Consider the following 14,721-nt stretch of genomic DNA (forward strand, 5'->3'; position numbering starts at 1 on the left):
CTCGTCTGTCGCACGCTGTTTTATTGCAAGTGCGTACAACGAGTGTTTTTCTGTCTCGTGGATGATGCTGCTCCAGACCATTCCGTCAAAAAACGAGAGGGTGGAGTCAGCCGCTTCTTTTTTTGATACACTAAAAAAGAGAAAAGGAGTTGTTTTTCAGATGTTGACTCATTACCGTGATTACGAAAGTTTTAAGCAGATTGCCGTTCCATTGCTTGAGCAGCGCTCGGATATTCATCAACTGCCGCTCGGAATCCTGGAGCGAGGAGATGTCCCGATTTTAATGGCCATCGCGCGAGAAGGAGACCGGACGATCGTTGTGCTGCAAACGATTGAAGAGCAAGCCATCTTGGCGGGAGACGCGTTTACATACAATGGAATCCGGAAATTATCCCGGATTCTGAACTGTCCGGGATACATCGGAGAGCAGACGATCATTGAACCGTTGCTTGCGTCGCACAGTCCTTTTCGAATCAAGATGGACCAGGGGATTTATACGTTGCGAAACGTGATTCCGCCTGCTGCGCTTGAGTATAGATTCGGTTTGATTGAGCCGTCGTTTACGGAGGATGCGGTTCGGTTCGGCTGGGCATTCATCGAAGAGACGGGGGCCTTGCCCGTGACGGAGCGAAGCCGGCTGAAAAATGAACAGACGATTCGAAAACATATTGAGGCGGGGACGTTGTTTGGTCTGTTCGACGGCGGACAGTTGCTTGCGATGGCTTCGTCGAGTCGCCCAACTGCTTCCGGTGTGACGATTTCATATGTCTTTACTCCTCAAAAATGGCGGAAACAGGGGATTGCGTCTTATTTGGTCGCTTTTCTGTCGGATCATTTGTTGACCAACTATCCGATGGTCTCGCTGTACACGGATTGGTCGAATCCGACTTCCAATAAGATTTATCAAGCGATCGGGTTTGAACTTGTCGGACGTTCGGTTCAAATTACAAAACGTCCAAAATACCAATGACCCGCTGACTGCACAACAAAGCAGACGCCCATCCTTGAACCAAGGAAGGGCATCTGCTTTTTGTATATCCAGCATACTTAATCAGAACGTCGCGATGATTTTTCCACGGACGTGACGTTGCGACAACAATTCAAGGTAGTCGGCAATCTCCGATCCGGCAACGACTTTCGTCACGAGGGGATCGAGTTGTTTGCTTGCGACAAGCTGTAACAGTTCCGATGCCATCAGACCCAGATTGCGGATTGCGCGGTCATTTTCACTCGCGTAGGCAGCGGCCAGTGCGACTTCGTGGATCGACGGCGACAACGTGAACGGTGTGACGACGGACAGATCGGGACCTCCGGCGATGTAAGCCAACTGACCGGAAAATGCGAGACGGTCCAAATCATCGGTTGCTTCCTGACGACCGACCGTATTTAAGATCAAGTCGACCCCACGGCCGTTCGTCCAGTCGCGGATCACCTGCGTAACATCTTCGTTCCGGTAATCAATCGCAAGATCAGCACCTAAACGTTTGACCCAGTCATGATTGTCAGCAGACGCGGTGGTCGCGACCTGCAGTCCGAGGCGTTTCGCGAGCTGAATCCCAAAACCACCCACACCGCCGGCACCGGCATGAATCAGGATCGTTTCTTTATCCGTCGTATTCATCTTTTGGAAAATCGCTTCATAGGCCGTCATTCCGGCACACAGAATGGCAGCTGCGTCCGTGAAACTGACAGCTTCCGGAATTTTAGCCAAAGCCCGGGCGTCAACGGTGACATACTCTGCGAAGGCCCCGTTTTTTTGTAAGTTCGTATGGATGGCCACACGATCACCGAGATGAACGTCCGTCACATCCGGTCCGAGTTGTTCGACGACACCGGTCAAATCAACACCCGGGATATGCGGATAGGTCCAAGCCGGATTTTTTGTCGCTTTATAGTCGACTGGATTCAAGGCGACGGCTTGAACACGAATCAAGGCTTCGCCCGTCATCGGTGTAGGCGTATCGATGTCCGTGTAAATCCAGTTTTCGACCGGCGTTCCCGTTTCATTGAGCCATGCTTTCATGATTAATATGCTCCTTCCGAATACGTGAGTTCATACGAGTGGGAATAGAGTTCAACGAGATTGCCGAACGGATCTTCACAGTACACCATGCGGTAAGGTTTTTCGCCCGGATAATATTCACGGATCGGCATCCGTTGTTTGCCGCCGTGCGCGACGATTTTTTCGACCATGCCTTCGATGTCCGGATCTTGGATCGCGTAATGGAAAATACCTGTTTTCCAGAATTCAAAGTTGTTTTCCGGTTGTTCATTGTTCGGGAACTCAAATAACTCGATCCCGACCCGGTCACCCGTCACCATATGTGCAATCCGGAATTTCCCCCAGCCTGCTCCGAATACATCCGTGCACATGACGCCGATCGGCGAATCATCCTCTACGACATCAGATGGTTCCATGATGATGTACCAGCCCATCACCTCTGAGTAAAAAGAAATGGCTTGTTCTAAATTCGGAACGGACAGTCCGATGTGTGAAAAATTACGTGGATAGGTCATAACATCGATCTCCTTTGCATTTTGATTTACGACAACGATAACTTACGATACACTCGACTGCATAGTACGCACTTTGAAGTAACTACTTGAAGGAGAGACAGAAACAATGACGACAGAACAATTTCCAGTCAATCGGGCGCTCGCCATCATCGGCGGAAAATGGCGTCCACAATTATATTGCACGTTAGAGGACGGTCCGAAACGTTTTTTAGAGTTACAACGTGCGATTCCGGGTATTTCACGTAAAGTCTTGACCGATCAATTAAAGGAGCTCGAACGGCTCGGAATGGTCGAACGGATTGAATTCGACGAAGCCGTCTTACATGTCGAGTACCGGTTGACAGACGCCGCTTACACGTTACAACCGGCGATGAAAGGTTTATGTGCGTGGGGAGAAGGGAACTAATCTTTCTGTTGATATCATTAATCTCAGGAGGTTATTTCACATGAAGTTGACGTATCACGGACAATCTACCGTCACAATCGAAACGAACGGACAACATATCGTCATTGATCCTTTTTTCAGCGGTAACGATCAAGCGATGACAAAACCGGAAGACGTCAAAGCGGATTTCATTTTGCTGACACACGCGCATGCTGACCATATGTTGGATGCGGAAGCGATTGCGAAAGCGACGGGGGCGACGATTGTCGCAACACACGAACTGGCGACCTATCTCAGTTTTAAAGGATTGAACGTCCATCCGATGAACCTCGGCGGACAGTTTGAATTTCCGTTTGGTAAGGTCAAGATGACGCAAGCTTTCCACTCTTCGAGCATCATCGATGAAGAAAAGCAGACGATCACCTATATGGGGATGCCTGCCGGATTCTTATTGACGATTGAAGACAAAGTCATCTATCATGCGGGAGATACGGCACTATTCGGTGATATGGCGCTTTATGGTGCCCATTATGACATCGATCTCGCCTTCTTGCCGATCGGGGATAATTACACGATGGGGCCTGAGGATGCGTTAGTTGCAGCAGATATGCTGCAAGCGAAAGCGGTCGTTCCGGTCCACTACGATACGTTTGATTTAATCAAACAGGACGCCGAGGCATTTTGTGCGAATCTCGAAGCCCAAGGGCAGACGGGTCATACGTTAAAAATTGACGCATCGATCGAACTCTAACATACGGCGAGACCTTCCATGTGAAGGATCTTCGATCATCAAAACGGACACTTTTTCTGATCAAGCAGGAAGAGGTGTTCGTTTTTTGCTGTGCTCCATCCTCCGCCCGATGGCAATATGTGAACAATTTCGTATGATAAAGAAGGAATGTTGACAGACGAATCCTATATTCGGAATAATGGGAGAGAATTGGATGGAGGTAGACCCATGGATGAGAATACAAGCAGAACGGAACGGAAACGGAAACAATCGTCGTTTACACGACTGAAAGACAAGCGACGGAAGGTGGCGGCATCATTTGACCGGATCGGAACGCGCAAGCCGATCCGCCGTCCGGTCATCGTGTATGGATCGGTCGTCTTGAGCCTTGTCCTGTTATATACGGTGACATTGTTTTTGACGACGGATTCCTTATCGCGGGGCGAATCGTTCAAAACGACGAATCGGTATAAAACGTTACAGGTCGACGCTCCGAACGCGACGGTCAACTTTGTCCGGAGCACGGATGGAAACGTCCAATTGAAGTTGGTCGACAGTGCGTCGAGTCAAAAACGACTGAAGATCGGGACGTCAGGCACTACACTTACGGTCACCGGACGGGATGGATTTGCGGCACGTCTCGGCAATCGTCCGAGTGAAGAACCCGGGGATTATACGATTCAAGTCGGTTTGCCCAGTTATATGAATCAAATTGACGTCGAAGCAGAATCGTTAAAAGGAATGGGCGTCTTTGCCAAAACGATTTCAATGACGGCAGGGACGATGGATTTGAATAAAATCGATGCTGACGACATTTCCCTGACCGGACGGGGAAAAGTCCAGGTGGAAAACATGAATGCCGTTCATGCGGACGTAGTGGGCGAATCGGTTAACTTAGCTGCATACGGAGCCAAACTCAGTCTGAACGTCTCGACAATCGACGGTGCAATCCGTTTGAAACCGGCCAAAGCCGCCGGAACGATTGCCGTCACGACAGAAGGAGACATCAAAGCGGCCGACCGCTACACGAAACAAAAAGAGGACGATGTCGCCTTATTTGAATTGTCGAAACAGGAAAAACCGGAAGTCACCGTGGAAAGTGAAGTCGGGCAGGTGACACTCGAGTGAAACTCCAGTTTCGTGTAGGTCTCCGGACAATCAAAACCGGAATTGCTGTCGCGATTGCCCTCGGTTTTTCGTGGTATGTATTTGGAATTTACTCGGGCATGGGGGCCGTTGCTGCGATCGTAGCGATGCAACCGACGATCCACCGTTCGTTTAAAATCGTCTTTAATCGGATTTTCGGAACGATTCTTGGTTTAGTGTGTGGATTGGCCGTCGTCGCGACGCTCGGCGCCAATCCATTGACGATCGGGCTCGCCGTCATCGTATCGCTTGTGTTTAATTCGATGATCGGACGGACGGACATGTCGACGTTTGCGGCATTTGCCATCGTTCTGATGTTCGAAAGCCCGACAGGCGATTATGCGCATTACGCGCTGACCCGCTCTTTATTGACAGTCGTCGGTGTTTTATCAGCCGTCGCGGTGAACTATATCGTCTTTCCGCCACACTACGAAGACCGTTTATTACTGTTCGTTAAAAAGACGACAAAACAATTAATGGAGGATTGGCGCAGCCTGGTCAAGGATGATTCGAAACTACTGGCTGTTCGAAAACAGGTCTTAAAACACGAAGAGATGATCATTATGTTACAAGAAGACCAAAAATATCCTCTGGTCGCAAGTGGTCAAAGTGAGGCCTTCATTCAACTGAAGCAGCTTGTTGACTTGGAAGATAAGTTGCTGTTGTTACTCGAAAGCATCGCCAGTCACCGGGATTTGCCGATGTCGGAAGAACAGGAAAAAGTGTTAGGACAGGAAATCGATTTTCTGCTCAGCCATCATTACGATGTGATTTTTTCACATGAGCGCAACCAACCGATGTTTACGTTCGATCAAGAAATCAGTGAAGTCAAAGACATCATCAACGGTCATCTGCTCGATTACCGTGAACAACTCGAAAAAATGAAATAAACGCCGTCCCAGTTTGCTCTTTTGTGGAAAAAGGCTAAACAGGACGGCGCTTTTTTTGTGTTTAAATGGTCCGAAGCGACTGCACAAGGTCGGCGTCCGGTGTGACATAAAGCGTCGTTTGATCCGTGTAGATGACAAACCCGGGTTTTGCCCCGCTCGGCTTCTTCACATAACGGAGTTCCGTGAAATCGACCGGGACCTGGCTCGATTCGCGGGCTTTCGAATAATACGCAGCGACGATGGCGGCTTCCTTCAGTGTCGTCTCGTCCGGCTGTTCACTGCGGATGATGACGTGTGAACCGGGGATATCTTTTGTATGCAACCAAGTTTCCGAACGGCGTCCGAATTTAAAAGTCGCATAATCATTTTGCTTGTTGTTTTTTCCGACGAAAAACGGAATGCCTGTCGATGATTGGTAGGCTTCAAGTTTTGGAACAAGCGGTTTCTTTTTCTTTTTACTGCGTTCCCGGACATAGCCTTCTTCGACGAGCTCTTCACGCATTTCCCGGATATCGTCCGGAGAAGCGACATCAAGCTGGGCGAGCAGCCCTTCAAAATAATCAATCTCGAGTTGGTTTTTCTCGAGTTGTTTCGCAACCTCGATTTTCGCGGTCTTCAGTTTGTTGTAGCGTTTGTAGTAACGTTGGGCGTTCTCATTCGGTGAGAAGCGGGGATCGAGGGCAATCGTGATTTCTTTGCCGTCCTCATCGTAGTAGTCGACGACCGTGGCTTCTTTCATGCCGCGTTCTAACTGATAGAGATAGGTCGTCAACAGCTCGCCTTTATGTTTAAGTTCGTCCATCTTTTCCGTGGCGGCGAGATCGCGCTCCAATTTGGAACGTTTGAGAATATTCTTATCGTATTCACTTTTGATGAACCGTTCTAAATCAGCTGCCTGTTGTTTGACCCGGTCCCGGTTGGATTTTTGGTGGAAAAAGGCATCGAGGACATCACCGCTGGATGAGAATGTTTTCTCTTCGACGACGTCTCCATGATGCAAGGCGACGGGAGAGAACCGTTCCTTGCCGTTCGCAAGCCGCTGTAAATAATAAGGTCCCGTCAGTTCACCGAGAACGGACCGGATTGCCTCTGCGAGCGACGACCGGTTCGCAAGTCCCGCCCGGGCAACGATTTCTGCCGTGATTTGCGGTGAAAAACCACTGAACAGACCTAACAATTGACGATCAATTTTTCCGGCGTTCCAGTCGATCCGGTGCAACGTTTGTTCGATATCACCGGTCAATGGATCGACTTTGTCCTGCTCCGGCGGTAACTGGTACTGCAGACCCGGCATGATGGTCCGGAACGTGTTTTGACTGAGCGGGAGATGTTTGATGGCGTCTAAGATTTTATCTTGACCATCCGTCAATAAGATATTGGAGTGACGTCCCATCAGTTCGATGTATAATTTTTTCGCTTCCTCGTCACCGAGCTCATTCCGCGAGCGGACGCGCATCAGAATGACCCGGTCGCGCCCGAGTTGTTCAATCGATTCAATGAACCCGCCTTCAAGATGTTTCCGGAGCATCATACAAAACATCGGTGGTTCGCTTGGATTGCTGGTTGATTCCGACGTCAGATGCAGACGGGCATACATCGCATTGGCCGATGCAAGCAAGGTCACATTTTTTCGATCTGCCCGGACACTGAAAATCAAATCGAGTGCGTACGGTTGATGTATCTTATTGATGCGTGCACCAACGAGCGGTTGGAGTTCACGGACGACCCGTGTCGTCATTAATCCATCAAAAGCCATGAAATTACCTTCTTTCTTGATTTCGTTTCCACTTTCTAAAGGTAACAGAAACCGCCTTGTTATGGTATGATTAAGCAGTCGAGCTGAAAAAGACCACTTGCGAACTTCCCGTCTCTACTGCTAATATGAAACAATGTGAAGTTTGTTAGATGGAGGGGTTCTGAAGTGATTTTTAAAGAGCGTGGCTTATTACTTGTATTGTCTGGTCCGAGTGGGGTTGGTAAAGGAACGGTTTGCCGTGCCTTACGCGAAGATGAAGACAATGATTTACATTATTCCGTGTCATGTACGACACGCCAACCGCGTGAAGGAGAAGTGGACGGCGTCCATTATTTCTTCAAGACACGTGAAGAATTCGAGGGTATGATCGCCAACAATCAATTGCTGGAATACGCTGAATTCGTAGGGAATTATTATGGAACACCCGTTGATTGGGTCAACAAAATCTTAGATGAAGGAAAAGATGTCATCTTAGAGATTGAAGTACAAGGTGCGATGCAGGTCAAGGAACATTTCCCTGAAGCTGTTTTTCTGTTCTTGGCACCGCCAAGTCTACAGGAACTTCGTAACCGCCTTGTCGGACGTGGAACGGAGTCAGAAGAAGTCATCAAACAGCGTCTGCTCGTTGCGAAAGAAGAGATCGAAATGATGGATGCCTATGATTACGTCGTCACGAATGATGAAATCCACAAAGCCTGTGACAGAATTCAAGCAATCGTCACCGCAGAACATTGTAGCCGGGAACGCGTTGCGTCCTTGTATAAAAAAGCCATGGAGGTTAAATAACATGTTATATCCATCAGTAGACAAGCTTCAAAAGACGGTCCCTTCGAAATACACAATCGTGACGGTCGCAGCAAAACGTGCACGTCAAATCCAAGACGGGAAACGTGTGAAAGTAGCGAACCCGAAATCATACAAACCAGTCGGAAAAGCGCTCGAAGAACTCTTTTCTGGTGAAGTCGTGGTTACGAACCAACCGCAAGACTAATTTTGAAGCAGCCACTCCTCATTGTGGCTGTTTTTTTCAATAAGGAGGAGTTCATCATGCTAACGAATCGTAAAATCCTATTATGTGTCGGAGGGGGAATCGCCTCGTATAAAGCGGCTGCCTTGGCATCGAAATTGGTTCAGGCAGGCGCGAGTGTCCAGGTCGCGATGACTAAAAATGCGCAACAATTCGTCGGAAAAACGACGTTTGCAGCGTTGACACGGAAACCGGTCTATGATGATGTCTTCATCGAGCATGATGCATCCAAAATTGCACATATCGATTTGGCGGATGAAGCGGATTTGATCGTTGTTGCTCCTGCAACCGCCAATTTGATTGCCAAACTTGCCCACGGCATTGCCGACGACTTCATTACGACGACGATTTTGGCGGCAACCTGTCCGGTCGTCGTAGCCCCGGCAATGAACGTCAATATGCTGGAACATCCGGCAACGGTGCGTAATATGGAACGGCTGATGGCAGACGGAGTCCACTTGATTGCACCAGGCGTCGGGAATTTGGCATGCGGTTGGGTCGGAAAAGGACGGTTGCCGGAACCTGAGGAACTCGTCGAGACATTATCCGGACTTTTTGAAACAAAAAAATTAGTAGATCGTCACGTCTTAATCAGTGCCGGTCCGACCGTTGAACGAATTGACCCGGTCCGTTATTTGACAAATGATTCATCCGGCAAGATGGGCATCGCGCTCGCAGAAGCAGCCCGTGACGCGGGAGCAACTGTGACGCTTGTTCACGGTCCGGTTCGTGGAACATTGCCGGCCGGAGTAACGACGGTTGCCGTCGAGTCTGGCGAAGAGATGCTCGAAGCGATGCTTGCGCACTACGAAAAACAGGATTTGGTCATCATGGCCGCGGCCGTTGCCGACTACCGTCCGACGATCCAATACGACCGGAAACAAAAAAAGATGGATGGACCGTTACGGATTGAGTTGGAAGAGACGACCGATATCCTGCGCACACTTGGGGAACGGAAAAGTAAGCAAATTCTTGTTGGATTTGCGGCAGAAACCGAAAATCTCGAAAGTCATGCCAAGCAAAAGTTGATTCGGAAACAGGCGGACTTCATTGTTGCCAATGATGTATCGCGTCCGGAAATCGGTTTTTCGAGTGACGAAAATCAGGTGACCGTTTATGGAAAAGAAAATCAAATCGTTCATTACGATCAACAATCGAAAACCCGGTTGGCGCAAGACTTGATGGCCCAGTTCGCTGAGGCGCTCCGATGATTGCCGAAGTCATCGTCGACGTTGCAGCGGCAACGGTTGACCGACCTTTTGACTATGAAGTGCCGGAGTTATGGCGCGATCTCGTCGTCCCGGGGATGCGTGTCGAGGTACCGTTCGGTCCACGTGCCTTACTTGGTATCGTCGTGGCGGTAAAAGCCGAGACGGAACTCGCCCGGACAAAGCCGATTGTCCGGGTTTTGGATGAGACGCCGACGTATACGGAAGAATTGCTTGAACTGTCCAGTTATCTTTCGGATACGACGCTGTGCTATCAGGCGACAGCGCTGCTCGCGATGTTACCAGCCGCCTTAAAAGTCAGTTATGATAAACTGATTGTGACGGAAACACCACGATTTTCGAGCTGGCATCAAAAGAAAATCAGTCAGTTTCCAAGTGAGATCCAACAACAGATTTTAGTGGCCGCCCGGCAAGGGGAGTTGCACCTGCAACCGATTGTCAAAGAAAAGAAAACATCAAAAACCGATAAACGGATTCGTTTAGTCGACCCGACGATTGAATTATCGAAACAAGCGACGAAACAACTGCTGTTACGGAATCATTTGATTGAACATCCGACAGTCTTGTGGAGTGAAGTGATGCATGAACTCGATTTAACAGTCAGCATCCTGAACAGTTTGGAGAAAAAAGGGGTCATTGCCGTCGAAACGATTGATGTGAATCGAAATCCATATGAACATCTGGTGCAAGATATTTTTGTTCCGTCGCGATTGACCGACCAGCAGCAAGCTGCCGTCGACGCCATTACAACACCGGACGAAACAAGTACCTTTTTACTCCACGGCGTGACCGGAAGCGGGAAAACGGAAGTCTACCTGGAATCGATTCACACGATGCTGGAACGTGGGCGCCAAGCGATGTTGCTCGTACCGGAAATCAGTTTGACGCCGATGATGGTCAAACGTTTTAAACGCCGGTTCGGGGAACGGGTCGCCGTTCTTCACAGCGGCTTGTCGTTAGGTGAGAAATACGATGAATGGCGAAAGATCGCCCAAGGGGAAGTCGATGTCGTCGTCGGCGCCCGGTCGGCCATTTTTGCACCGTTGACGAATGTCGGTGTCATCATTTTAGATGAGGAACATGAGACGACATACAAACAAGAAGAAAATCCGCGGTATCACACCCGTGATGTCGCGAGTTGGCGTGCGGCGTACCATCAGTGTCCGGTTGTCCTCGGAAGTGCGACACCGATTCTCGAAACATATGCCCGTGCTCAAAAAGGGGTTTACCGGTATTTGCCGCTGAAAGAACGGTTTGGCGGCGAATTGCCGCCGGTCGATATCATCGATATGCGAAAAGAACTGGAACGCGGCAATCGAACACCCTTCAGTCTGCCGCTTATCGAAGGCATCAAACAACGAATCGAACGTGGCGAGCAGACGGTCTTGCTGTTGAATCGTCGTGGTTATACGACGTTTGTCCTTTGCCGTGACTGTGGTGAGACGCTTCAATGTCCGCATTGTGCCGTCAATCTGACGTATCATCAACACCAAGATTGCCTGAAGTGTCATTATTGTGGATTTGAAGCAGCCATGCCCAAAACATGTCCGACATGTGAGTCAAAAAAAATTCGTCAATTCGGGACCGGGACACAAAAAATCGAAGAAGAGTTGGCCCATTTGATTCCGGAAGCAAAAATCATTCGGATGGATCAAGACACGACATCCCGTAAAGGGGCCCATGAAAAATTATTAAATGCGTTTGAGCGAGGGGAAGGTAATATCCTGCTCGGCACGCAGATGATTGCCAAAGGGTTGGATTTTCCGAACGTCACCTTAGTAGGTGTCATTGCGGCTGATGCAACGCTCGGCATACCGGATTTCCGGGCAAGTGAACGGACGTTTCAGCTGATCACGCAAGTTTCGGGTCGGGCAGGGCGTGGTGCACTCGCCGGACAATCCATCATCCAGACGTATAATCCGGATCATTATGTCATCCAAACGGCCAAACAGCACGACTATGAAACATTTTATCAGCGGGAGATGCAGTTACGGAAGCTAGGTGGTCACCCGCCGTTCTGGTTTTTAGGATTGGTGACGATATCGGCGGCCCATCCGCTGGAAGCACAGGCGGAAGCGGAAGCGATCGCCGGCGAACTCCGGCATCTCGAATCAGAAGACTTGATTGTCAACGGACCACTCGAGGCACCGCTCGCCCGGTTAAAGAACATGTACCGGCAACAGGTGATTTTAAAACATAAAGGTCAGGAAGACGTGCGGGAGGCACTCCGTGCGATGCTTGCGTTACGCATCAAACAAAAAGTCCAAGTAACAGTGGATCTAAATCCATTTGTATTCATGTGAGGTGGCAATATGTACAAAGTTGTAGAAGTACCAAATGAAGTGTTGCGTCAAACCTGCCAAAAGGTGACGAAGTTTGATAAAAAGTTAGGGAAAATGATTGATCGTATGTTCGATACAATGTACGAATATGATGGTGTCGGACTGGCAGCTCCACAAGTCAATCAGCCGATTCGTGTCGCGGTCGTCCATACGGATGACGAGACGGGACCAATCGAGCTGATCAATCCGGAAATCATCGAAGCAAGTGGTTCACAAATCGATGATGAAGGGTGTCTGAGCATGCCGGGTGTCTTCGGACCCGTCGAACGCTTTGAACAGATTGTCGTGAAATCGCAAGACCGTCTGGGACGGAGCGTCAAAATTAAAGCGAATGGTTTTTTTGCACGGGCCATTCAGCACGAGATGGATCATCTGGACGGCGTGTTATTTACCGATAAGTTAGTGGAAACCGAAGCGTCTCCACGTGTCGTCTTCATGGGGACACCGGATTTCGCCGCCAATACGTTACGAGAAGTCATCGATGCCGGATATGACGTCGTCGGTGTCGTTTCGCAACCCGATAAACCAGTGGGTCGCAAACGTGAAATCAAACCGACACCGGTGAAGGAAGTGGCGCTCGCACACGACATTCCGGTGTTGCAACCGACTAAAATCCGCGAAGACTATCAGGATCTGCTTGATTTGAAGCCGGACTTGATCATCACGGCGGCGTACGGACAAATCGTTCCGACAGCCGTCCTTGAGGCACCAAAGTTTGGCGCCATCAATGTCCATGCGTCCTTGTTGCCGAAGTACCGTGGAGGTGCTCCGATTCATCAAGCAATCATCGATGGAGAGACGGAAACCGGCGTCACGATCATGTACATGGTCGATCGCTTGGATGCAGGGGATATGTTATCGAAAATCATCGTCCCGATTGAAGAACAGGATACAGCAGGCACGATGTTCGATAAATTAAGTGCTGCGGGTGCCCGGTTGTTGATCGAAACGTTACCGCAGTTGATTGCCGGTACGTTGACACCGGAAGCGCAACAAGAAGACGCCGTCACGTTTTCGCCGAACATCAGCCGGGAACGGGAGCGATTGGACTTTTCCCGACCGGGTGAAGACTTATACAACCAAATTCGCGGGATGAATCCATTCCCAAGCGCCTATACGACGCTTGGAAGCGATCGTCTGAAAGTTTATTTTGCTGAAAAAGTACCAGGTAACGGAACCGCTGGAGAAATCATTGCCTTGGAAGCGGATGGACCGGTCATTGCGACCGGTTCCGACGTCGCACTTAAATTAATCGACGTCCAGCCGGCTGGGAAAAAGCGAATGGACGGTGCAACGTTCATGCGTGGTGTCGGACAGACATTGACGATTGGACAGAAAGTAGGCGAACAAGCATGAACGTCAGGGATGCAGCAGTCACAACCTTATTAAAAATTGGACAAGGCGGAGCGTTTTCGACGATTTCCGTCCATCAGATGCTTGAGAAGCGCGCAATTTCAAAAGCGGATGTCGGTTTATATACAGAACTGGTCTACGGTACGCTCAGTCGGGAATTGACACTCGACTATATCTTGGAGCCGTTTCTGGCTTCGCAAAAAAAATTGGATCCCTTCATGCGTCCGTTGTTGCGGATGAGTGTGTATCAACTGTTTTATCTAGACCGGATTCCGGATCACGCGGTCATCAATGAAGCGGTGGAGATTGCCAAGACCCGCGGCAAACCGCATATCGCCAAGGTCGTCAACGGTGTCTTACGCAATGTGCTTCGATCAGGGAAACCTGATTTTGCAGCCATTTCTTCGACGGTCAAACGAATCAGCATCGAAACAAGTCATCCGGTCTGGCTCGTCGAGCGCTGGATCGACCTGTTTGGAGAAGAAGAGACTTGGAAGATCTGTCGTCTGAACAATGAACCGGCTCCCGTCACCGTACGTGTCAATCGGACCCGTGCCGATAGACAAGAGTTGATTCAACTGCTGGAAGAACAAGGAGTGACGGCAAAACCAGCGCATGCAGCACCGGATGGTCTGGAAATCGTCAGTGGAAGTGTCCAACAGACCGACTTACTCGAGCGCGGCTATCTGTCGTTGCAAGATGAAAGTTCAATGCTGGTTGCTGCCGCAGTAGGAGCAGCACCTTCTGACCGGGTTTTGGACAGTTGTGCCGCACCAGGTGGTAAAGCGATGCATATCGCAGAAGGACTGACGACCGGTTCGTTGACGGCACTTGATCTTCATCCGCATAAAGTGAAGTTACTCGAAAAACAAGCAACGCGCTTAGGGTTAGAGACGGTTCAGACGGAAGTGCTTGATGCGCGCCAAGCCGGTACGCGGTTCGAAGCAGCATCGTTTGACCGGATTTTAGTGGATGCACCATGTTCCGGACTGGGCGTCATTCGCCGGAAGCCGGATATCAAATGGACGAAACGTCCGGAAGATCTCACTCAGCTGCCGGTCATCCAGCGTCAAATCATCGAAGCGGTCCTGCCACTAGTCAAGCCGGGCGGAACGTTTGTCTATTCGACGTGTACGATTGATCCCGTCGAGAATGAACAGCAGACAGAATATATCCTGAGTCAAGGCTATGAGTTTGACGAGACGTTCAAAACGCGGATGCCTGAAGCCGTTCAATCGTTGATCGGCGACCGGGCGGAACTGAAATTGTTACCAACATCATTTGGAACAGATGGATTTTATATCGCTGCCTTTAAGAAAATCGTCTGAAAGAACGAGGATCAAACA

Annotated in this window: 14 protein-coding genes; 11 read left to right on the plus strand and 3 right to left on the minus strand. The window is 49.6% G+C overall.

Annotated features, from left to right (window positions below; all coding sequences use genetic code 11):
• Positions 1-160 precede the first annotated feature (160 nt).
• Entirely contained in the window at positions 161-970 is an 810-nt protein-coding gene (locus KNP87_RS01500; protein WP_214720624.1) for a GNAT family N-acetyltransferase, read from the plus strand.
• 81 nt (positions 971-1,051) lie between these two features.
• Here KNP87_RS01500 and KNP87_RS01505 read toward each other — a convergent pair whose 3' ends face one another.
• Positions 1,052-2,023 (minus strand): zinc-binding dehydrogenase, encoded by a 972-nt coding sequence (locus KNP87_RS01505; RefSeq protein WP_214720625.1) that lies wholly within the window; start codon positions 2,021-2,023, stop codon positions 1,052-1,054.
• Positions 2,024-2,025: 2 nt separating this feature from the next.
• Positions 2,026-2,517 (minus strand): lactoylglutathione lyase family protein, encoded by a 492-nt coding sequence (locus KNP87_RS01510; RefSeq protein WP_214720626.1) that lies wholly within the window; start codon positions 2,515-2,517, stop codon positions 2,026-2,028.
• 106 nt (positions 2,518-2,623) lie between these two features.
• On the opposite strand from KNP87_RS01510, the gene KNP87_RS01515 reads away from it, so the two are divergent.
• The 4 genes from KNP87_RS01515 (at position 2,624) to KNP87_RS01530 (ending at position 5,668) form a co-directional block, all read left to right on the plus strand.
• Positions 2,624-2,923: a winged helix-turn-helix transcriptional regulator gene (locus tag KNP87_RS01515; protein WP_026832583.1), complete on the plus strand. Its 300-nt coding sequence runs from the start codon at positions 2,624-2,626 to the stop codon at positions 2,921-2,923.
• A gap of 40 nt (positions 2,924-2,963) precedes the next feature.
• Positions 2,964-3,653, plus strand: a complete 690-nt coding sequence (locus tag KNP87_RS01520) for a metal-dependent hydrolase (RefSeq protein WP_214720627.1) — start codon at positions 2,964-2,966, stop codon at positions 3,651-3,653.
• A 207-nt stretch (positions 3,654-3,860) separates the two neighbouring features.
• Entirely contained in the window at positions 3,861-4,760 is a 900-nt protein-coding gene (locus tag KNP87_RS01525) for a DUF4097 family beta strand repeat-containing protein (RefSeq protein ID WP_026832585.1), read from the plus strand.
• Positions 4,757-5,668: an FUSC family protein gene (locus tag KNP87_RS01530; RefSeq protein ID WP_214720628.1), complete on the plus strand. Its 912-nt coding sequence runs from the start codon at positions 4,757-4,759 to the stop codon at positions 5,666-5,668. The genes KNP87_RS01525 and KNP87_RS01530 overlap by 4 nt, the downstream gene beginning before the upstream one ends.
• A 61-nt stretch (positions 5,669-5,729) precedes the next feature.
• Here KNP87_RS01530 and KNP87_RS01535 read toward each other — a convergent pair whose 3' ends face one another.
• Positions 5,730-7,424 carry an Rqc2 family fibronectin-binding protein gene (locus tag KNP87_RS01535; RefSeq protein ID WP_028105997.1) on the minus strand — a complete coding sequence of 565 codons (1,695 nt, stop codon included), beginning with the start codon at positions 7,422-7,424 and terminating at the stop codon, positions 5,730-5,732.
• 168 nt (positions 7,425-7,592) lie between these two features.
• On the opposite strand from KNP87_RS01535, the gene gmk reads away from it, so the two are divergent.
• Genes gmk through rsmB form a run of 6 tightly spaced genes read left to right on the plus strand, consistent with a single transcriptional unit; the run spans position 7,593 to position 14,703 of the window.
• Positions 7,593-8,210, plus strand: a complete 618-nt coding sequence (gmk, locus tag KNP87_RS01540) for a guanylate kinase (RefSeq protein ID WP_174544509.1) — start codon at positions 7,593-7,595, stop codon at positions 8,208-8,210.
• A gap of 1 nt (position 8,211) precedes the next feature.
• The gene (gene rpoZ / locus KNP87_RS01545; RefSeq protein ID WP_012370799.1) at positions 8,212-8,415 is read left to right on the plus strand and encodes a DNA-directed RNA polymerase subunit omega; all 204 of its coding nucleotides are present in this window, start codon (positions 8,212-8,214) and stop codon (positions 8,413-8,415) included.
• 56 nt (positions 8,416-8,471) lie between these two features.
• A complete protein-coding gene (gene coaBC, locus KNP87_RS01550) occupies positions 8,472-9,662 on the plus strand; it encodes a bifunctional phosphopantothenoylcysteine decarboxylase/phosphopantothenate--cysteine ligase CoaBC (protein ID WP_214720629.1) in 1,191 nt (396 codons plus the stop codon).
• Positions 9,659-11,983, plus strand: coding sequence for a primosomal protein N' (gene priA / locus KNP87_RS01555; protein ID WP_028105999.1), 2,325 nt, complete (start codon positions 9,659-9,661; stop codon positions 11,981-11,983). Before coaBC ends, priA begins: the two co-directional genes overlap by 4 nt.
• Positions 11,984-11,992: 9 nt before the next feature.
• On the plus strand, positions 11,993-13,378 hold the full coding sequence (gene fmt / locus KNP87_RS01560) for a methionyl-tRNA formyltransferase (protein WP_119923199.1): 1,386 nt from the start codon (positions 11,993-11,995) through the stop codon (positions 13,376-13,378).
• A complete protein-coding gene (gene rsmB, locus KNP87_RS01565; RefSeq protein ID WP_214720630.1) occupies positions 13,375-14,703 on the plus strand; it encodes a 16S rRNA (cytosine(967)-C(5))-methyltransferase RsmB in 1,329 nt (442 codons plus the stop codon). Before fmt ends, rsmB begins: the two co-directional genes overlap by 4 nt.
• The last annotated feature ends 18 nt before the right edge of the window (positions 14,704-14,721 follow it).

The organism is Exiguobacterium sp. s192, from assembly GCF_018618795.1.
Taxonomy (GTDB): Bacteria; Bacillota; Bacilli; order Exiguobacteriales; family Exiguobacteriaceae; genus Exiguobacterium_A; species Exiguobacterium_A undae.